Source organism: uncultured Thiothrix sp., assembly GCF_937873765.1.
Lineage (GTDB): Bacteria > Pseudomonadota > Gammaproteobacteria > Thiotrichales > Thiotrichaceae > Thiolinea.
The window spans coordinates 1-18,729 of record NZ_CALMZC010000019.1 but is presented as its reverse complement, the minus strand read 5'-3'; the positions used below and the strand labels follow the sequence as shown (position 1 = coordinate 18,729).

Annotated in this window: 24 protein-coding genes; 12 read left to right on the top strand and 12 right to left on the bottom strand. The window is 44.4% G+C overall.

Annotation, left to right across the window (positions count from 1 at the left end; translation table 11 throughout):
* The first annotated feature begins 306 nt into the window (after nt 1-306).
* Genes vapB (Q0307_RS06250) through Q0307_RS06235 form a run of 4 tightly spaced genes read left to right on the top strand, consistent with a single transcriptional unit; the run spans nt 307 to nt 2,097 of the window.
* The gene (gene vapB / locus Q0307_RS06250) at nt 307-540 is read left to right on the top strand and encodes an antitoxin (protein WP_298658165.1); all 234 of its coding nucleotides are present in this window, start codon (nt 307-309) and stop codon (nt 538-540) included.
* On the top strand, nt 537-938 hold the full coding sequence (locus Q0307_RS06245) for a type II toxin-antitoxin system VapC family toxin (RefSeq protein ID WP_366936759.1): 402 nt from the start codon (nt 537-539) through the stop codon (nt 936-938). Before vapB (Q0307_RS06250) ends, Q0307_RS06245 begins: the two co-directional genes overlap by 4 nt.
* Nucleotides 939-1,562 carry a helix-turn-helix domain-containing protein gene (locus tag Q0307_RS06240; protein ID WP_298658158.1) on the top strand — a complete coding sequence of 208 codons (624 nt, stop codon included), beginning with the start codon at nt 939-941 and terminating at the stop codon, nt 1,560-1,562.
* Entirely contained in the window at nt 1,519-2,097 is a 579-nt protein-coding gene (locus Q0307_RS06235) for an ATP-binding protein (protein WP_298658155.1), read from the top strand. The genes Q0307_RS06240 and Q0307_RS06235 overlap by 44 nt, the downstream gene beginning before the upstream one ends.
* Nucleotides 2,098-2,173: 76 nt before the next feature.
* On the opposite strand, the gene Q0307_RS06230 is transcribed toward Q0307_RS06235, so the two are convergent.
* The gene (locus Q0307_RS06230; protein ID WP_298658152.1) at nt 2,174-2,623 is read right to left on the bottom strand and encodes a hypothetical protein; all 450 of its coding nucleotides are present in this window, start codon (nt 2,621-2,623) and stop codon (nt 2,174-2,176) included.
* 181 nt (nt 2,624-2,804) lie between these two features.
* Between Q0307_RS06230 and Q0307_RS06225 the strand changes: the two genes are divergently transcribed.
* Together Q0307_RS06225 and Q0307_RS06220 are read left to right on the top strand one after the other, a co-directional pair.
* Nucleotides 2,805-3,965, top strand: a complete 1,161-nt coding sequence (locus Q0307_RS06225; RefSeq protein ID WP_298658149.1) for an App1 family protein — start codon at nt 2,805-2,807, stop codon at nt 3,963-3,965.
* 290 nt (nt 3,966-4,255) lie between these two features.
* Nucleotides 4,256-4,468, top strand: coding sequence for a cold-shock protein (locus tag Q0307_RS06220; protein WP_298658171.1), 213 nt, complete (start codon nt 4,256-4,258; stop codon nt 4,466-4,468).
* A 51-nt stretch (nt 4,469-4,519) separates the two neighbouring features.
* Here the strand turns inward: Q0307_RS06220 and Q0307_RS06215 are convergent, their stop codons facing one another.
* The 6 genes from Q0307_RS06215 to Q0307_RS06190 all read right to left on the bottom strand — a co-directional run bounded on the left by Q0307_RS06215 (nt 4,520) and on the right by Q0307_RS06190 (nt 9,129).
* Nucleotides 4,520-5,158 (bottom strand): hypothetical protein, encoded by a 639-nt coding sequence (locus tag Q0307_RS06215; protein ID WP_298658145.1) that lies wholly within the window; start codon nt 5,156-5,158, stop codon nt 4,520-4,522.
* Between the two features lie 57 nt (nt 5,159-5,215).
* The gene (locus Q0307_RS06210; protein WP_298658143.1) at nt 5,216-5,938 is read right to left on the bottom strand and encodes a histidine phosphatase family protein; all 723 of its coding nucleotides are present in this window, start codon (nt 5,936-5,938) and stop codon (nt 5,216-5,218) included.
* A gap of 120 nt (nt 5,939-6,058) precedes the next feature.
* Nucleotides 6,059-6,943, bottom strand: coding sequence for a DMT family transporter (locus Q0307_RS06205; protein WP_298658141.1), 885 nt, complete (start codon nt 6,941-6,943; stop codon nt 6,059-6,061).
* A gap of 56 nt (nt 6,944-6,999) precedes the next feature.
* Complete coding sequence (locus Q0307_RS06200) at nt 7,000-7,584, bottom strand: DNA-3-methyladenine glycosylase I (protein ID WP_298658138.1); 585 nt, start codon at nt 7,582-7,584, stop codon at nt 7,000-7,002.
* A gap of 88 nt (nt 7,585-7,672) precedes the next feature.
* Nucleotides 7,673-8,620, bottom strand: a complete 948-nt coding sequence (gene lipA, locus Q0307_RS06195; RefSeq protein ID WP_298658135.1) for a lipoyl synthase — start codon at nt 8,618-8,620, stop codon at nt 7,673-7,675.
* A 113-nt stretch (nt 8,621-8,733) separates the two neighbouring features.
* Nucleotides 8,734-9,129: an AsnC family transcriptional regulator gene (locus tag Q0307_RS06190; RefSeq protein WP_298658132.1), complete on the bottom strand. Its 396-nt coding sequence runs from the start codon at nt 9,127-9,129 to the stop codon at nt 8,734-8,736.
* A 111-nt stretch (nt 9,130-9,240) separates the two neighbouring features.
* On the opposite strand from Q0307_RS06190, the gene Q0307_RS06185 reads away from it, so the two are divergent.
* On the top strand, nt 9,241-9,756 hold the full coding sequence (locus Q0307_RS06185) for a cysteine hydrolase family protein (RefSeq protein WP_298658129.1): 516 nt from the start codon (nt 9,241-9,243) through the stop codon (nt 9,754-9,756).
* Between the two features lie 10 nt (nt 9,757-9,766).
* Here Q0307_RS06185 and Q0307_RS06180 read toward each other — a convergent pair whose 3' ends face one another.
* Together Q0307_RS06180 and Q0307_RS06175 are read right to left on the bottom strand one after the other, a co-directional pair.
* Complete coding sequence (locus tag Q0307_RS06180; protein WP_298658126.1) at nt 9,767-10,441, bottom strand: SDR family oxidoreductase; 675 nt, start codon at nt 10,439-10,441, stop codon at nt 9,767-9,769.
* A gap of 24 nt (nt 10,442-10,465) precedes the next feature.
* Nucleotides 10,466-13,183 carry a COR domain-containing protein gene (locus tag Q0307_RS06175; protein ID WP_298658124.1) on the bottom strand — a complete coding sequence of 906 codons (2,718 nt, stop codon included), beginning with the start codon at nt 13,181-13,183 and terminating at the stop codon, nt 10,466-10,468.
* 135 nt (nt 13,184-13,318) lie between these two features.
* On the opposite strand from Q0307_RS06175, the gene Q0307_RS06170 reads away from it, so the two are divergent.
* A complete protein-coding gene (locus tag Q0307_RS06170) occupies nt 13,319-14,677 on the top strand; it encodes a hypothetical protein (protein ID WP_298658121.1) in 1,359 nt (452 codons plus the stop codon).
* A 6-nt stretch (nt 14,678-14,683) separates the two neighbouring features.
* Here Q0307_RS06170 and Q0307_RS06165 read toward each other — a convergent pair whose 3' ends face one another.
* Nucleotides 14,684-15,592, bottom strand: a complete 909-nt coding sequence (locus Q0307_RS06165) for a LysR family transcriptional regulator (protein WP_298658118.1) — start codon at nt 15,590-15,592, stop codon at nt 14,684-14,686.
* A gap of 81 nt (nt 15,593-15,673) precedes the next feature.
* Between Q0307_RS06165 and Q0307_RS06160 the strand changes: the two genes are divergently transcribed.
* From Q0307_RS06160 to vapC, 4 genes are all read left to right on the top strand, one after another.
* Complete coding sequence (locus Q0307_RS06160; protein WP_298658115.1) at nt 15,674-16,441, top strand: nuclear transport factor 2 family protein; 768 nt, start codon at nt 15,674-15,676, stop codon at nt 16,439-16,441.
* Between the two features lie 8 nt (nt 16,442-16,449).
* Nucleotides 16,450-17,082, top strand: coding sequence for an NAD(P)-dependent oxidoreductase (locus Q0307_RS06155; protein ID WP_298658112.1), 633 nt, complete (start codon nt 16,450-16,452; stop codon nt 17,080-17,082).
* A 112-nt stretch (nt 17,083-17,194) separates the two neighbouring features.
* The gene (gene vapB, locus Q0307_RS06150) at nt 17,195-17,464 is read left to right on the top strand and encodes a type II toxin-antitoxin system VapB family antitoxin (RefSeq protein ID WP_366936758.1); all 270 of its coding nucleotides are present in this window, start codon (nt 17,195-17,197) and stop codon (nt 17,462-17,464) included.
* Complete coding sequence (vapC, locus tag Q0307_RS06145; RefSeq protein WP_298658109.1) at nt 17,465-17,881, top strand: tRNA(fMet)-specific endonuclease VapC; 417 nt, start codon at nt 17,465-17,467, stop codon at nt 17,879-17,881.
* Here vapC and Q0307_RS06140 read toward each other — a convergent pair.
* On the bottom strand, nt 17,878-18,387 hold the full coding sequence (locus tag Q0307_RS06140) for a GNAT family N-acetyltransferase (protein ID WP_298658105.1): 510 nt from the start codon (nt 18,385-18,387) through the stop codon (nt 17,878-17,880). The genes vapC and Q0307_RS06140 overlap by 4 nt on opposite strands.
* Nucleotides 18,375-18,729, bottom strand: a 355-nt coding sequence (locus Q0307_RS06135) for a DUF1778 domain-containing protein (protein ID WP_298658102.1), incomplete at its 5' end; no start/stop codon positions are given. The genes Q0307_RS06140 and Q0307_RS06135, both read right to left, overlap by 13 nt.

Here is an 18,729-nt window from a genome sequence, read left to right as displayed (position 1 = left end):
GTCATTGGCGAATTCATTAATCAGATGTTTTTCAACTCTTCTGGTGCATGACCCTTTCGCTTACTAGCTTTACCTCATATGCTTGCACAATGGCAGAAGCTTTTTCACTAGAAGGCTTGCTAATCACACGCCCTCGTCCAATCAATGTACAGCCATCACGATACACTTTTGCAACGACAAATTAGCTTTGATGTAAGTATCTCTGCCAGTGAGTGAGTAGTGGTAGTGTCTAAAGTCATACATTGACTATAGTGAGAGATTGTATATACTTTCAGTGAATACACTTGCATGGAGTATAGACCTATAATGCAAACTACACGCGTATTCATGAGTGGAAACTCACAAGCTGTTCGTATTCCGAAAGAGTTTCAGTTTGATGTTGAGGAAATCGAAATCTTCAAACGTGGTGATGAGATCATCTTGCGTAAACGTCCACGTAATTTAGCTGAAGCGTTTGAGCATATCCCCTGTATGCCTGAGGATTTTATGGCTGATGGGCGCGAACAAGAGATACAACAGGAACGTGAAGATTGGACATAAAGTACTTATTGGATACCAACATTTGTATCTATATTTTCAAAAAACACCCATCAGCAGTATTTGAGCGTTTCAAGCAACTTAACTTTGGCGAAGTGGGAATTTCAGCAATCACTTATGCTGAGCTTAATTTTGGTGCTCTAAAACATCCACAGAGGCTCAAGTATCAAGAAATACTAGCTCTGAATCTTGAACCTTTCGAGATCTTATATCCATCTAAACAAGCTTATGAACATTATGCAGACATTCGCTTTAGCTTGATGAAGGCAGGCACACCTATTGGTGTTAATGATTTATGGATTGCTGGACATGCCCGTAGTTTAGATATTACTTTAGTAACGAACAACTTACGCGAGTTCAATCGTGTACCTAATCTGAAACTAGAAAATTGGGTACATTAAATGGATTTACTAACCCTCCAATCCCAAATCGCCCTAGGCGAAGATAGCAAGCGCCAGTTCAAACGTGACATGACCAACGCGGATGCATTGGCGGCGGAAATGGCAGCGTTTTCTAATTCGGAAGGCGGTGTCATCTATTTGGGTGTGGAAGATAATGACAAGCTCACGGGGCTAAGCCTTGAGGATGTGGCACGCTTAAATCAACTCATCAGCAATGCAGCTTCACAACATATTCGTAGCCTAATTACGGTTCAAACCGAAAATATCGCTTTGGACAATGGCCGTTTAGTGATCGTACTCACCATTCCGAAAGGCTTAGACAAACCCTATTTTGATCGTAATGGGATCATTTGGCTAAAAACAGGTGCTGATAAGCGCCGAGTGCATTCCAAGGAAGAATTACGCCGTTTGTTCCAATCGACAGACTTAGTACATGCGGATGAAGTACCCACGATAGCAAGTTTAGATGCTTTAGACCCTTATAGCCTTACAGAATTTCTCCAGAAGACTTACAGCCTTGAGTTACCGGAGAAAGAAGCGGATTTATTGCGCTTATTGCAAAATATGAATCTAGCCAGCAATGAGGGAGGATTTAAATTTAGCGGGAGTGCTGCTATTCAGTAAACACCCCGACTGGATCAAACCGGCATTTATTATTAAAGCCGTCAGTTTACCAAGCACTGCTCTGCAAGACTCTAAGTATAATGATAGAGAAGACATCAGCGGCCGATTACGTGAACAGTTTGAACAGTCGCTCGCGTTTATTATGCGTAATCTACACAAGCGCCAAGGGGAACAAAGCTTTAACTCTATTGGCGAGCCGGAAGTACCACGTACTGTATTTGAAGAACTGCTAGTGAATGCATTGATTCATCGTGATTACTTTATCAGTGCACCCATTCGTGTATTAGTTTTCACAGATCGTATCGAAATCATTAGCCCCGGCCACTTGCCCAATCATTTAACCTTCGAAAAGGTTAAAGCGGGCAATTCAAATCTACGCAATCCTATTTTAGCCTCATTCGTGGCAAAGAACATTCTGCCCTATCGTGGCTTAGGCTCAGGTATTTTGCGTGCTTTAGCAGCTTGGCCACCAATCGATTTTGAGGATCAGCGTGAGGCGAATCTCTTCAGAGTCACGATCTGGCGTCCCCATTGAGTTTTGAATGCTGCACATGCCCCAACACTAAACGTTGAGGCATGCTGTTTGTGTTATAAACAATCCGTAAGGGCGATTAATCTGCAGTTTTCAGCTTCACTCCTTCCAGATTGTTAATCAGCCCCTTTTCTTGGCAATAAACAGTGGTGAGTAATTCGCCTTTCTTTTCCACATTCACACCCGCTTCCACCGCATGCTCCTCGGTCAAGCGATCCACGCCCCAAAACACTTTGTAGTTATAATCGCCATTGGGAATATTCACGGCGTAGGAAATATAGCGACCAATCCCCTGCCATTGGAAAGTGCTCGCTTGCGAACGTGGCACAGAAATAGCTAACTCCGGCTTTTGGCCTTTTTTACCGAAACTATAACTAATGGTTTTGCCTACATCGCAGACTTCAATCTGCTTATTGGCTTTTTTAGTGTTACAAAAAAACAAAGTCTCGCTGCCACTGGGACAAGCAGCTAAGGCTAAATTTGTAAACAGCAAACAAGACACACCCATGCTGATTGCTAATACCTTCATGACTTTACCTCGCTAAGTCGATTGGTGGTTGGATTAAGCTAACAACTCATTAGACTAGCATGTACCTTGCTTGGTGCGTTCGTGTCTTAGATAATTTTCACCTGCACACTTTGAGTCACCCAAACCGCACACCATGACAATGCTAAACTCTAGCGCTAAATTAGTACGAAAGGGATGAGACATGACGAGCTTTAAAGAGACTTTACAGAGTTTAGGCGAGGTAGTTAGCGAGCGTTTTGACTCACTCAGCGCTAAGCTGAAACAACGCTTACATTATGACGAGCCGATCCAAATCGTGCTTTATGCCGGTTATGGGAATCAGCAGTGGGTCAAACTTAGTGGGCGTGCTTTGGAAAATAACGGCATCGAGCAGCGCAAAGACGAAGAAAGCCTGTGGCAAAACCTAGCTCAGGCCTATCAGCGCTTTGAAAGTGATGAAATCCCCAACCTACAACTGAAGCTGCATTTTCAGGGACAAAGCCTTGAGGTGTTCACTAACCAAGAAGGCTATTTTGAAGCCTCCCTACCCGTTAGCGATCTAACGGCTGGCGGCCTTTGGTACGATTATCAAGTCGAAGTACCGGCTCAAGAGCGTCTAAGTGCTGCTTGCCAAGCTGTCACTGGCAAAGTACAAATTCCCTGCCCGCAATGCGATTTCGGCATTATTAGTGATATTGACGACACCATTATGGTGACCAATGCCACCAGCACCTTGAGCATGATGCGCCTCACCTTTTTACGGAGTCCCGCCTCTCGCTTGCCTTTTGCTGGCGTCAATACGTTCTATCAAGCACTTACCCAAAGCGGATCTGTACCGCGTCCAATTTTTTATGTGTCCAGTAGCCCGTGGAATCTGTATGACTTTTTAGAAGAGTTTATGGAACTGAATCATATTCCACTCGGAACGCTCTTCCTGCGTGATTTTGGTTTACATACGCTCAAAGCGAGCCATCACGACCATAAGTCCACTTATATCCATCAAATTATGGATACGTATCCGCAGTTAGCTTTTATTTTAATCGGTGACAGTGGACAGCATGACCCCGAAGTGTATAGCGAAATCGTTACGCAGCGCCCGCAGCAAGTGAAAGCGATTTATATTCGCGATGTAAGCACCAAAGAATCACGCGATAGCGAAATTTTACACTTAGCCGAACAGACCCGTGAGCAGCATATTGATCTGTGTTTAGTGGAAACTACTGTCGAAGCAGCCATCCATGCAGTGGAACGAGGCTATATTCCAGCGTCTGTGTTAGACCAGCTCAAGACTGATTTAGCACAAACCCACTCAGCAAGCCTACAAATTGAAGACGTTATTCAAGATCAAGCCCATGAAAAATAGACTGCTTTTGGTAGATAACCAGCAAGCCCAACAGGCTGGCTGGGACAACCGTTCAGCAAATAAGGGTATCAGTTTAAAATCACCTGTGTTAGCATCAATCTCGGCCTGTAATACAGACCTGTAGTTTATGCAACAAATGAAACAAAACCTTCGTTACACCGCTTCACCTTGTCAGTAAGTCATGTTGTCCTGAAGTTGTTCATTCCCAGCTTGTCATAACTAAGAAATTTATTGCGGCTTGACAGCGCAAGAGCGCTTGGCTTTATATTAATTGAAAAATCAGGAGATACATCATGGCTCGTTTAACTGGCACTGTAAAATGGTTCAATGCAGAGAAAGGTTTTGGTTTCATCAATCAAGACAACGGTGGCGCAGACGTATTCGTACATTTCCGTGCGATCAAATCTGAAGGCTACAAAACTTTGACTGAAGGCCAAAAAGTTTCTTTCGAAACTGAAAAAGGTCAGAAAGGTCTGCAAGCTGCCAACGTAGAAGCTGTCTAAGTTTTTCGCTAAGAATCTCAAAAAGGACTTCATTGAAGTCCTTTTTGCTTTTTAGGCGGGTGGTTGAGCCATAGCATTTGTAGGGACTTCGGCAGTCGTTCTATCCACTGGATTATCAGTAGTATTAATGCGAGCTGTTTCTGGAGTAAATTCGCGATACTCTGAAAGTGTATGCCCAGTAGTGAGCTGATTAATCAGCCGCGCACGAGTTGGGTCACGCCAAGCCTCACTTAAACTCTCACACAAACTATTCGCTAATAAAAAGCGCTGTGTAACTTCTAGACGCCCTTGAAATAAACTCAGTTGTGTTAAGGTTCTGCCATACAGATAGAAATTGACTCCAGCAATAAACTCAATCAGCGCACCCCCGATCATAGTGATCGTGGCCAGCTCAGAAGAGCTACGCCAGAGCATAAAGACAATTGCCAAGAGAAAAAAAGCTAGGCCCACCATACTGGCAATCAATGCCCAACGAAAACTGCGCCCTGCTTGGGAAAGCGATAAGTCATAAAAACGTGCCAACAACTCAATTTGTGAAGAAGCAATCGCTTTTACATCGCCTTCACTGGCATCGGTCAAGCGTTGTAAGGCTTTCTCCGTAGCACCCGAAACAAACGACTGGCGTACATTGACTAAATTATCGAAATAGCTACTAGGCGCTGTTGGCTCAGAGGAATTGCTCGACTGCATACAAACTCCCAATTGGGTTGGCATGGGTCTAAGTATAGACTAGCTGTGTGATACGAGTTATACCATCTTTAAGCCATGCCCCAATAAGCTTACCTCCCCATCAGGATAAATTTGTAGACGGGTAAAACAAGCCGGATGCACCGCAAAACGGAGACTTTTTTGATAGAGCAAGTCGAGAGCTTTGGCAATAATGGCGCGAATCACTCCCGTATGTGTGAGGATTAAAACGCGTTTACCCTGCTGAGCTAATAACAAATCAGCCCAAGCCTCAGTTACCCGCCACATGAAATAATCCATTGACTCACCATTCGGTGCGATAAAGCGACGTGGTTGAAAATAATATTGCTGCAAAAGCTCTGGGTCGCGTGCAAAGATTTCTTCTTGAGTTAACCCTATCCATGAACCGAAATTCAATTCACACAAACGCTCGTCTGGCACAAACTCACAAGTTAAGCGCTGCGCTAAAAGCCTTGCAAAATCATGGCAACGGCGCGTGGTGGAGGTATAAACGACATCCCAAGCGCCATGTTGCGTAGCTAAAGTCAGTTGCTTCCACCCATCCATGCCTAAAGGCTCATCAGGTGGTGCGGAAAATAACGACGGAGTTGCAAGCTGCCCATGTTTGAGCAGATCTATAAACGTAGACTGCATCGTTGGAGACTTTGGGTATTCAAACAGAGGCTGTTCTCCTGTTGCTGACTCATCTTGTTTTGCCGTTAAAGTTGTTTGCTCGAGTTTTGACTCAAGCTTTTGAGTCTCTAGTATCTGTTTTTCAGCCACTTTGACATCCTTGCCCAATAAAATCCTACTCACCAATGCCTAGGCTAACTTCCTGTTAACTAGCGAACTATTAACATAATAGTTTGTGTTAGCTTCAGCGCTGGCTATTAACTCTAACAATCAAGAGTGCTTAGTGACTCGTTTAGCTTGATTTACTTCACGTAGTGTCAAGAAACTATAAACTGTTAAAGTACCTAAAATTAATACTCCTGCTAAACTTGTTTGCAAAGTTGGATATTCCCCCAAAAACACCCAAACTAATAAGGATCCAAATACTGACTCTAATAGCATAATTAAACTGGTTTCAGCAGCAGTAACATAACGTAACGAATAAACCAATAAGACAAATGACACAGGGCCTACAATAAAACCAATACCCAAAATAGCAAGCATTTGTGAACTCGGTAAGATCACGACACCCACCACCATAAAGCAAACTAGTCCACCTAAGATACCGCCGAAACCGATACTAGAAGTTAAGTTAGCTTCAGGGCAGCTACGAATAATCACTAATTGTGCGGCCATTAGAATCGCACACCCTGCTGCTGCGGCCAAACCTATAGGTTGACTCTGACCACCAGACTGACTAAATAAAATCGTTAATCCAATCGCACAAATTAGCGTTGCCACCCAAGTACGAAGTAAAACTTTTTCATGTAAGAAAATAGCTGAAAGTAAGGCACTAATCAGTGGCGTAAACGAAATAATCACTAAAACATCAGTAACATTAGCGTTGCTAATACCATAGGTAAATAAAAAATTTGACATTGCAAACAACACAATATTTCCATAGTAACGATAATGTGTATCCCCTTTTTGCTCTGCTAATGAACGCCCATCTAGCCATTGGTTATAAAGCAAAATCATTAAACCTGTAAGTACTCCCCGCCAAGCACCAATTACCCAAGGATCATTCCCAGCTAAACGAATTAGTAAAGAGTCAGGTGATAAAATACAAATACCGATGAATGCTAATAAATAGCCTTTGAACACATTCTGTTGCATAACAAATTCTTTTAAGAAAACTTAATTAAAATAAAAAAACCTAGGAATTTCAAAACTCAAGCCTGAGTACGACACCAACAATCGGCTAAATGATCATTTACCACACCTACCGCTTGTAGGTAAGCATAAATAATCATCGAGCCTACAAAAGTCATACCGCGCTTTTTTAAATCCTTAGAAATCCCATCACTCAACGGCGTACTTGCAGGCACCTCATCAAAGGTGGTGAACTGATTGAGGATTGGCTGATGGTTGACGAATTTCCACAAATACTTATTGAAGCTCGTAAACTCTTGCTGGATTTTAATAAAAGCGATGGCATTTTTGCGGGCCGCAAATACTTTTAAGCGATTCCGCACGATTTTCGGATCTTGCAAGAGTACGGCTAATTCCGCATCCGTCATGGCAGCCACTTTCTGCACATCAAAATCATGGAAAGCCGCTCGATAGCCAGCCCGCTTATTTAAAATAGTTTCCCAACTTAAGCCCGCTTGCGCACCTTCAAGAATCAACATTTCGAATAATTCACGATCATCATGCACGGGAATCCCCCATTGCTGGTCATGATAGTCCGCGTAAAATTCTTTACCGACCTGCCCACCGAAACAGCGTTTTTTTCCATCTGCACTTGCTTGCAACATACTATTGAACCTGAAGGAGCGACCTAATCAGAAACTATTGGGAAAAGGCCAAGCTGCAGGAAACCATGCCCTGCAGCTTTAGAAGCGCTTAGACTAATTGCTTAGCTTGCTGATCCGCATGATAAGAAGAACGCACTAAAGGGCCACTGGCGACATGCTCAAAACCGAGCGCTTCGCCATAAATACGAATCTCTTCAAACTCATCGGGCGTGTAATAGCGCTCAATCGGTAAATGCGAATCGGAAGGCGCTAAATATTGACCGACTGTCAACATTCGGCAACCATGCGCACGGAGATCACGCATCGTTTCTTTTAGCTCTTCCAGCGTTTCCCCTAAACCAACCATTAACCCGGATTTAGTGGGGACTGTTGGGTGACGCTCACCAAAACGCTTAATCAAATCCAGCGACCATTGATAATCCGCCCCCGGACGCGCTTTTAAATACAAGCGCGGCACGGTTTCCATATTGTGATTGAAAACATCAGGAGGAGTGACCGACATTTCATCCAAGGCAATCTCCATACGCCCACGAAAATCAGGCGTCAGAATTTCAACTTTAATCCCCGGCTGTGCTTCACGAGCTGCCCGTACACAATCAGCAAAATGTTTAGCCCCACCATCGCGTAGATCATCCCGATCTACAGAGGTGATCACCACATAATTCAGCTTCATTGAACGGATGGCCTCGGCTAAATGCTCTGGCTCTTGCGCATCCACGGGTAGAGGCCGTCCATGCCCCACTTCACAGAAAGGACAACGCCTCGTACATACTTGACCCAGAATCATAAAAGTCGCCGTACCATGCCCGAAACACTCCGGTAGATTCGGGCAAGAGGCTTCTTCACACACTGTATGCAATTTATTATTGCGCAACATACCGCGTACTTTTTCCGCTTGCGAAGCCGTGGGGAGTTTCACCTTAAGCCATGCAGGTTTCTTTAGCGGCTCATCTTTGGGCACGACTTTAATCGGAATCCGCGAAACTTTATCAGCACGGCGCAAAGGCACACCGGGTTCAGGTTTTACATATGACATTCGTTGACCTAGCCTGTATCAAGAACTTGAAGTGTAACGCTTAAGGTGCGTCGAGTGAGGCTTATTCTACTCTCAAAACCTTAGCCGGATATAGTAGTCACACTTTGATAACCCTACTTAACACACATTAAAACACTCGAAACTCGATAGCGCCCATACTTCAATAAGCGCTGCAAAAATAACTCCAGCTCACTAGCTGATTCAGGCGTGAAAATCAGATGGTAGCAGCCTTCGCCGGTAATTTTATAAGCGCCTTCCACTTGGGCTTCATTTTTTAAGAACTCTTCAAATTCATCAAAACATACCACATCCATAAACATGGTAATGAAATGGCGCTCGATATGTTGTTGGCGGATGGTATAACCACTGATGACGCCTTGATCTTCCAATTGCTGCACGCGCGCGGCGACGGCCTGACCCGTAAGGTGAACCTCCTTGCCAATTTGTTGCCAGCTCATACGACTATTGGCACGCAGCCGCTGCAAAATCGCCTTATTCATGCTGTTCATACTCAATCCTTTCAAACTGTAAGTTTTCGCGCCGAAGTTCGCACAATTCCCCATTCTAACTGCAACCCACAAGCACTAAGCTAGTGCCCTTCAAGCAATGAGGATAAATCCATGAGCCAAGCCCTATTAGTCATTGATATTCAAAATGATTATTTCCCGAATGGCGCTTTTCCCCTTTGGAATGCAGCCGGGACTTTAGATAAAGTTGAACAAGCTATTCACAAAGCACAAGCCCAACAAATTCCAGTGATTTTGATTCAGCATATTGCGGACAAAACCCGTGGTTTATCACCGTTTTTTAATGAAGGTACCGATGGCGTTGAAATCCATCCGCGTATTTTAGCAACTGCCCCAAATGCACCGATTGTGATTAAACATTTCGCGGATAGCTTTGTGAATACGGAATTAGAAGCAACCCTACAAGATTTGGGTGTTGATGAGTTATTGGTGTGCGGGATGATGACGCAAAATTGCGTGACGCATACCGCGATTTCTAAGCAGGCGGAAAAATATCAAGTGGCGATCATTCAAGACTGCTGCACAACCGTGACGGAATTGCTGCATTTGATTGCTTTAAATGCTGTGTCGACACGCATGAAATTAGTGAATTTGGAGCAGGCATTTTAAATGGCTAAGCCTATTTAATCACCCAACCACCCGCTACTGGAAAGACTTGGCCGACAAAACAATTCGCTGCATCCGAACATAAATAAGCAGCGAATTGTGCATCCTCACGCGCTGTGACTAAACGACCTAAAGGCACTTCACGTTTTAAGCGTTCTTGAAAGTGTGGATTAGCTTGGACTTCCGGTGGAAAATAGGTGGGATTATCCACAAAATTTTGCGCAATCGCATTCACTTGAATATTGAAGGGCGCAACTTCCACACCGAGGGCTTGCACATACGCCAATTGCGCACCACGGGCTGCACTGTAGCTGGAAGCCCTCTTGATGCCGCGCAAAGCGGAAGCGCTACCAATCACTAAAATCTTACCCGAACCATGCGCTTGCATCATAGGCAAGACCGCACGACACAAACGCGGCAAAGGATCGACTAAGGCTGCAAACACTGCCCGCCATTCTTCATCAGTCACTTGCTCAGCCGGTGTACTCGGAGCCGCTAAAGCCAGATTAGCGACCAATACATCGATCTCACCCACTTGCTCGATCAGCTTCGCAGGCGCTTGCGGATCGGCGAGTGGTTCCTCATTCGCAATCACGGTTGCGCCCTGCTCTGTAAAGACTTCACATAAACTAGACCCCATAAACGCATTCGCTTGAGTGATTAAAATCCGTTTGCCTGTCAATATCATAGCTCTACCTCCTCATCAATCGGCTTAGTTCAGCAAACGCTCAACCTGCTTAGCAATACCTATTTCCACATCTGCCCAAAAATCATCGGGATCATCCCACTTACTGAGATGCTTCCCATCCGTTGGTAAAGCGACAATCTGCCCCATCTCATGTTTAAACCAAGTCGGCGTATTGCGGATAATAATCGGAATCACCGTATTTTTATTTTCCTTATAGGCTTTAAGTGCGCTTTGCATTTCCTTTTTAAAACAATAATCCGAAGCCATAAAATCAGGACTAATCAATAATAGCACTACATCAGCGGCATTTAGCTTCTCGAAAATTGTTTTATCCACCCCATCCCCTGCAATCAATTGCCGATCATTCCAAGCCTCAATCGCAAACAGATGACTAAGCGCTTTCAAATGCTTATCCAGCTCTTTCTTGTGTGCTTCATCTAGATGCGAATAAGAAATAAAAATCTTAACTTTTTTCGTTTCAACAAATGTTGGCTCGGTCATGTGATACTCTTTTTGAAATTTGGGTAGCGGCTCAGTTTTGCCATTGCATGTTAGCAGCTCTTGATAGCGTTTATGTGGGCTGACTTGACTAATCAACTTACGCAATTCATACAACAAACGCTCTAGGGTTTGCCCGCGCAATTTGAACAGCAGCGAGCCTTTATTCGAGGGTTTGGCTTGTTCTAATTGGGTTTGAAATAGCACTTGCCCATCGGAAGTGGTGCAAAAAATCCCCTGTCGCCATGCCGTGCCACGGTATTTTTGATCAAGCCTGCTAATCAAGCGCTCAATGATACTGCGATGTAAAAATGGGTATTGCACCTCTAACCGCCAATCCTCGGCACGCTCAGCTCCCCAACTGTCACAAAGGGGCGATTTTTCAGGAAGCAAAGCGGGAATAATAAACTCACGTTCTTTAAAAGGCTTTTCATGTGCCCAGTCTATTTCATAACAAACGCCACAATTCAACATAAAGCTGGCATAGATTTGATGCTCGCTTTCGGTATCATCGTTCCAAAACTCCGCAAACTCATCACCACTAATCCTGCCTTGAGCTTTCTCGATACGGCGGCGGATATTTTTATTCCGATCAAAAAGTTTATAAATCGCTTCAATCGCCCAGTTTTGATCAAGAATCAGGTGGTTTTGAAAACTGTCAACCTGATAAAAAATAAACCCAATTTGGTGAAGATAATCGGCAAACCACTGCGCATCCTCAATACCTGCCTGCTCACAAAGTTTGGCAAACTCATCAAAAGACAGGGTACGTTGCTGCTGATTGCGTAAAGCATCCAGCTCAGCTTGCACGGCTAGCCATGAATTAGGTAGTTCCAAACGAATACGCGGTTGTAGCTCCTCAATAATAGAGCCAATCGCACCGCGCAAGCTGGGAAGGCGCTGGTATTTCATGGCAGAGATTTTTATGGTATCACGAATTTGCTGTGTACCCGGCAAGTCATTAGTTAAACCGTCGGGGCGCTCAGGTAATTTATCTGAGTAGTCAATCTGGTTTTTCACCAAAATCACTGGGCTGTCACCACCTAGATCATTAATTAACTCTAGCCAATAACTCACCGGGTGGTTCGTTTCATCAGGGCTTTCCTCAGTTTCTTCTGCCCACAGCAAGAGATAGAGACAGTCTCTAGATAAAAATAAACGGTGGGTGGCGTGATAAATCTCTTGGCCGCCAAAATCCCAGAGCTGCAAGGTAACAGGTTGATCTTGGCCTTCCAGTTGAAAAGGAATTTCTTTTAGGGCAATACCATGTGTGGATTCAAAGTTTTCCGATGGGGCTTGTTTATGCTCTAGCACATAAGCCAAGGTAGTTTTACCGACGCGACCATTGCCGAGTAATTGGACTTTGAGTTGTTGAACATAGGTGGAGCCTTTTTCTAGGGCGTGCCAGTAGTTGATTAGGGATTGGCAGCAATCATCTATCTCATGCATTTCTAAAATAGGTGATGGGATACCTTGAATAGGATTTTTATGAAAGTCTAATGCCATTATTTTTTTATCTAAAACTTGCTGCTGAACTAACTGTGGAATGTATGTGAGTTGATTATAAGAGCAGTACAAAGTTTTCAGTTGTAGCACATGTGCCACGCCCTGAAGCGTATTCAATTGATTACAAGAACAATCCAAATATTGCAACTGTGACAAATTTTCTAACCCCTGAAGTGTACTCAACTCATTATAGGAGCAGTCCAAATCTTGCAACTGTAGTACATACTCTAAGTCATTCAGTGTACGCAATATATTATGAGAGCAGTTCAATACTCGTAAATCTGGCACATACTCTAAGTCATTCAGTGTATTCAACATATTATGAGAGCAGTCCAAGCCTTGTAACTTTGGTACATATTCTAAACCATGCAAGACACTCAAATTATTATCAGAGCAGTTCAAAATTTGCAGTTGCGGCAGATGTACTAAAAATTTTAAATCTGAAAGCTGCTGCCGATTACATTGAAGAGATATTAAATATCCCAAATTATTAAATGATGGAGGTAATGTGGTTAGCATCTTAGGCATATCCCAGCTCTTTGAAGTATCTGAATCCCCTAACCAATCCGGTATATCCCAATAACCAGAAAGGTTTAAACTTTCCAACCAAACCAACTCAAATACTTCCTCAGGAATTTCATCAGTAATTAACCCATCCAAATCCAACTCAGTCGAACGAGTCCGACGACACTCATCAATGCGCTTTTGAATTTCAGTTTGGCGTTCATCTTCAGTCATAGCGGGAATAGGTTTGAGGAGAATCTAAGCATATTAACCAAGCCACCCGAAAAACCCAATCCACCCCTAGCTACTAAAACCACCTATACTCCTAAGACAGCCTATAAAAATACCAAAGAGCGAGGAGAGTTCAACATGCCTAGCACCGTCCAAGAATATCGTTCCCCTAATGGACTACTTGAACGCAGTAGCGCCCTGCCCCCGATTCCACATGGTGTTTACAGTAAGAAAGACGCGGAGCAGGAGGCAAAATTAGTCGGCTTTGATTTTTATGCAGAAAAACTCGCGCTCTGCCCGAAAACATGGAGCACCAGCCCCGGAACGATGGTGCGGGATTTGAGTGCAACGACTTATACGCAAAGTAGTTATGAAGCTCAGTTTAAAGGCAAATCCGTGCCGAAGGGGGTGAAAAAGGCCGCTGTTTTTAAGCAAAGCCTGAATGAGTCCAATACCAGTGGCACATTCTCCCCTGCTGCACTCTTGTATTATCACTTCTCGCGCTATTTCGATCTGTCAATTGATGTGCCGGTGGCGATTTATCGGGAGATGGATAGCAAGGCGCACTACCAGCGCGTGACTCAACGTGGAGTCGCCCAAACCCGTAGCGGGATGATTGCCGCCGGTTGGCGACACTTAGCAGCAGCAGAAAAAAATCCCGCTAATTTTCAGGCGGTTGACAGTTTATTTACCCCTGATCGGAAGAAAATCTACGGTTGCATGCTCAAGGCCAAAGGTGAGCGTTATGGTGCGGAAATTAATGGCGTGCGTTCCCGTTGGGGCACGGTGCAGAATGAAGAGTTTCAGCGTACTGCGCCTTATCTAGCTTTGAGTTCGGATTTGCCTTTGCTCCAAGCCATCACTGAAGGCAAAAAACAAGCCTTCAAAGACGCAAGAATCCGTAAAGCCACCGTCGACGCTACCCCCTTCCAAATGATGTATTGGATGAAAGAGCTTAGCGAAATAGTGCTGCTAGATTTTATCTTCAGCCAACAAGATCGCATCGGTAATATCGACTATGAATGGCGCTGGTATTGGCTAGCAAATGGCGAAGTGCAATCACAAGCCGCTGATAGCAAACTCAGTCGCACACAAATGAGTAGCATCAAACCACCCACTGAAATTGCTAATCTCTCCCCGCAACTCCTGCAGCGTACTTGCTTGAATGATAATGATGCAGGCGGGCGTGTGCCTTATGTAAACTTTGCGAAGAAGACGGGTATGCTGCAAAAGTTAAAGCATTTTAGCGGCAACACCTATAAACGCCTGCTGCACCTGAATGCGGATCTGCAAGACTCCGGCGAAATCTTTCAATACTTGCAAAGCTATTTCCTCCTCGATAGCGGGCAACTCCAACAAATTGTTAAGAACACACGCCTCGCGAAAGAAATCCTGCAAGACACCTGCTCGATTCATAAATTGCAGTTTGATCTGGATGCACCCAAAGAGTATTTACTCACAGGGCGGGTGAAGTTGGCGACAGTAGCTTGTGGTTAAACAATGCTAGAGCACACGAGCGACTACACTACGAAACCAAACCAAGGCTAAATCCCCATCCAAGCGCTTATGCCAAATCAGGGAAAAATGCTGCGGTGCAAGTTTCAAGGGCAACTCAAAGGCCAGCAAATCGGAATTATTTAAACTCGCCAGCAAGCGCGAAGGCACATTCATAAGCAGATCAGTATTGTTGAGGGCTACAATATTCGCTAGCATATTCGGCGAGCTAATCGCAATGCTACGCTTGAGTCCCAATTGCGCCAATTCCACATCAATCGCACTCGGCTGAGGATCTTTAAACGATACTACAATATGTCGATAGCGTAGATAATCCTCAAGGCTGATGGCGCTAGTTTGCAATTTATGTGCTAAAGGATGCTGCTGGCTCATTAACCCTACTAAGTGTTCACGAATCAGCGGCATCTTGCTAAACGGACTCGTGGGGGGTGTATTACCAATAAAGGCAGCATCCAATTCACCTAGCTCTAGGCGTGTGAGGGTTTGCGCGCTGTAGTTTTCAATCTCTAAGCGAGCTTGCGGTGCTTCTGCGTTCAAAATAGCAATAATGCGGGGGAGAAAGGTCACTATCGAATAATCACTCGCTGCCACTTTAAAGCATTGCTGCGTGCTGGCTGCATCAAATTGGGTTTTATTAAATAACTGACTCGCATCTACTAAAATGTGCTGGACATGGGGTAATAAGCTTTCTGCACGCGGCGTTAGTACTAAGCCATTCCGTCCACGCACAACTAATTCATCTTCCAATAATACGCGCAAACGCTTGAGCGCATGACTAATGGCGGATTGACTTAAGGCTAATTGCTCAGCAGCCACTGTCACCGAGCGACAACGTGTCACTGCTTCAAACACCACTAATAAATTTAAATCGATACGGGCAAGATGAATAGACTGCATAAGGGTTGTGAAATCATTTCATTGTTCAAACCAATTCAGAGAGCCTAGCATGACTGCAACCCGTTAGCCTACTAGGATAGAATGATGAGCCGTAAAGCCCAAACGATTGCCTTGTTACAAAGCATTGAAACCAACGATGCAGGAGCAATGCAGGTCATTAATCCAGCGCACTATATTCAGCATAATTTGAATATTGCCAGCGGCTTGGAAGGTATTGTTAGCCTTATCCAACAGCGACCACCACAAGGTTTTAAAGCAAAAGTAGTACGTGTGTTTGAAGACGGTGACTATACCTTCGCCCACACTCAATATGATTTTTTCGGAGCAAAAGTAGGCTTTGATGTGTTTCGGTGGCAGGACGATTTGATGGTTGAACATTGGGATAATCTAGCTGAGCTGGCTCCACCTAATCACAGTGGGCGCACTCAACTCGATGGCTCAACAGCTTTAACTGATCTCGATAAAACCGCTGAGAATAAGCAAATTATCGAACGGTTTGTGCGTGAAAACTGGCTAGAGCAGCGTAATACCTACACAGATTACATCGCCAATAATGTCTACCTTCAACACAATCCACTGGGGCAAGATGGCTTGGATACCTTTCTTGCAACCTTAAAGCAGTTACAAGAGCATGGCGTGGTTATGTACTTCACCAAAATCCATAAAATCTTAGGTGAAGGTAATTTCGTCCTCGCCCTATCAGAAGGTAGATTTGGTACAAATGGTGGCACAGATACTGCCTTTTACGATTTATTCCGCTTGGAACATGGAAAAATTGTCGAGCATTGGGATGTGATTGAAAGCATTACCCCACCGGAGCAACATAAAAATAATAATGGTAAATTCTGAGAGTAAAAATGATGAATATAACGATCATTGGCGGTTCTGCAGGCGTGGGTTTGAAGGCAGTCGAAAGTGCCTTGCAGCGTGGGCATCAAGTCACTGCTTTATCCCGCAGCACCGCCGCTTATCCGCAGCATCCTAAGCTAACCATGATCAAAGGTAGCGCCACAAATTTGGATGACCTCAAACGTGCTACAGTTCATGCGGAGGCGGTATTAGTGACGCTAGGTACAGGTATGAGCACTAAACCGACCCAGCTTTACACCCATGCCGCACAAGCACTGATTCAACTGCAAAAAGAGACTGAAACCCAAATCCCTTTTATTATTCTCACGGGCTTTGGTGCCGGTGAAAGTGGGCAATATCACAGCTTTATCATGAGTTTAGTCTTTAAGTTTATCCTCAAAGCAGTCTATGCAAACAAAACCGCAATGGAGCAGATGATTGCCGCTAGCCCGATCAATTGGGAGTTTGTCCGCCCCGGATTGCTGACTAAAAAACCTGCTTCAGGGCAGTATCGCACTGAAACGAACTACTATAAGGGCATGAATATTGGCAGCATCTCACGAGCGGATGTGGCGGAATTCATGGTGAAACAGGCTGAGAACCCGAGTTATCTAGGGCAGTATGTGGCTTTGGGGAAATAAACTATCACGATATAAGCTTAATTCTCACGCTAACCAAAACCTACGTCAGCTCTTGGTAAACTTTAATTGAGCTTGGGTGTACTCATTGCTAATAGGTGTAAGCTGTATTAGCATATCCATTGGATATACCAAAAGGATATACAAAATAAACTCTGTTCAAACCACTCTTTTTAAAAGTAATCGCAGTCAAGCAGTGCGCTTACCTAAACTTGTTGAGCTACCCGCTTCAGTAAGCCGAGTCACGATTGTCGCTATTGGTAATCAACGCATTATCACACCTGTATATGAAAGTTGGGATGCTTGGTTTGATAATTCCCAATGCACTGACGACTTTATGCCAGAACGCGACCAGCCCGCTGATCAGCAGCGTGAGTTGCTCTAAATGCTGAAATATTTACTCGATACCAATATTGTTATTTACACCATTAAAAACCGTCCGCAACCAGTCCGAGCAGCATTCAAACATCATGAAGGGCAAATGGCGATTTCAGCCGTGACTTGGGGCGAATTGGTGTTTGGAGCAGAACGCTCAGCTAATCCTGCTAAAAACCAAGCAGATATTGAAGGACTCGCCGCCCGTTTGGAAATTTTGGATTTTGATGATTTAGCCGCCGCCCACTTTGGGCAAGTACGCGCAGAACTATATGCGGTAGGTCAGCCGATTGAGCCTTACGATATGATGATTGCAGGGCATGCACGCTCTACAGGACTGATTTTGGTAACGAATAATCTTCGTGAATTTGAGCGAGTGCAAGGTTTACGCTTGGAGAATTGGGCGGAATCAATTAGCTCTACTTAAGCTGCAAAACCGTTTTGTTTTAAGTCGTTGACTTTAATAATCATCGATCCTTTGGGGTCAAAAGGTGTATCTTCAAAGCCCCAATGCTGATAAAAGCTGCGTGCTTTTTCATCTAAAGGATGAGTGATTAGGCAAGCGCAGCCGATTTGTTCACTGATCTGAACAGTGGTGTGAAATGCAAAGAACAATAAGGATTGGGCAATCCCTTGACCTTGATAGGCGCTATCCACGGCTAATTGTCCAAGCAATACGGCGCGAATGCTTTCAAGGCGGTTGCGTTGTTGAGATTTGGGCAAATATTCGCGTTTAATTTCGGCAGCGGTCAGCGAGACATAAGCGACTATTTTGCCTTTTTCATTGGTAATGACATTGGTGCGCGAACTGCCCAATTGCTGATTGCGCCAAGCATGGGTTTGCAACCATGTATTCAATGAAGGACGCCCACAATCAAATTCATTGCGGTTATCAGTTTGCTCCAAAGGGCGCGGTTTGTTTAGCGTTCCCATACAGGGTTCATCGTAGCTAGGCGTTTTAAGGCGGGGCTAGTTTTAGCGGGTGCATCTAACCATGCTTCAAATTGCTCCCACATCCCATTCGGGATTTCAACGACACGCTGTTCCATCAGCTCTAGTTCAGCGGCTTCAAGTGCTTTGCGCCGGATAAATTCGCTCAGTGTAGTATGAGCCTGTTGGGCTGCTATTTCGAGTAGGCTGCGCTCGTGGTCATTGACGCGAACGCTTAGGATGGTGGTGGACATGATGTTTAGCTCTCGTATTACTTTGTAATACAGTAGCATAATTCGGTCATGCACCAGAGGAGTTGAAGAGCCACTAAAGCGGTAGTAACTT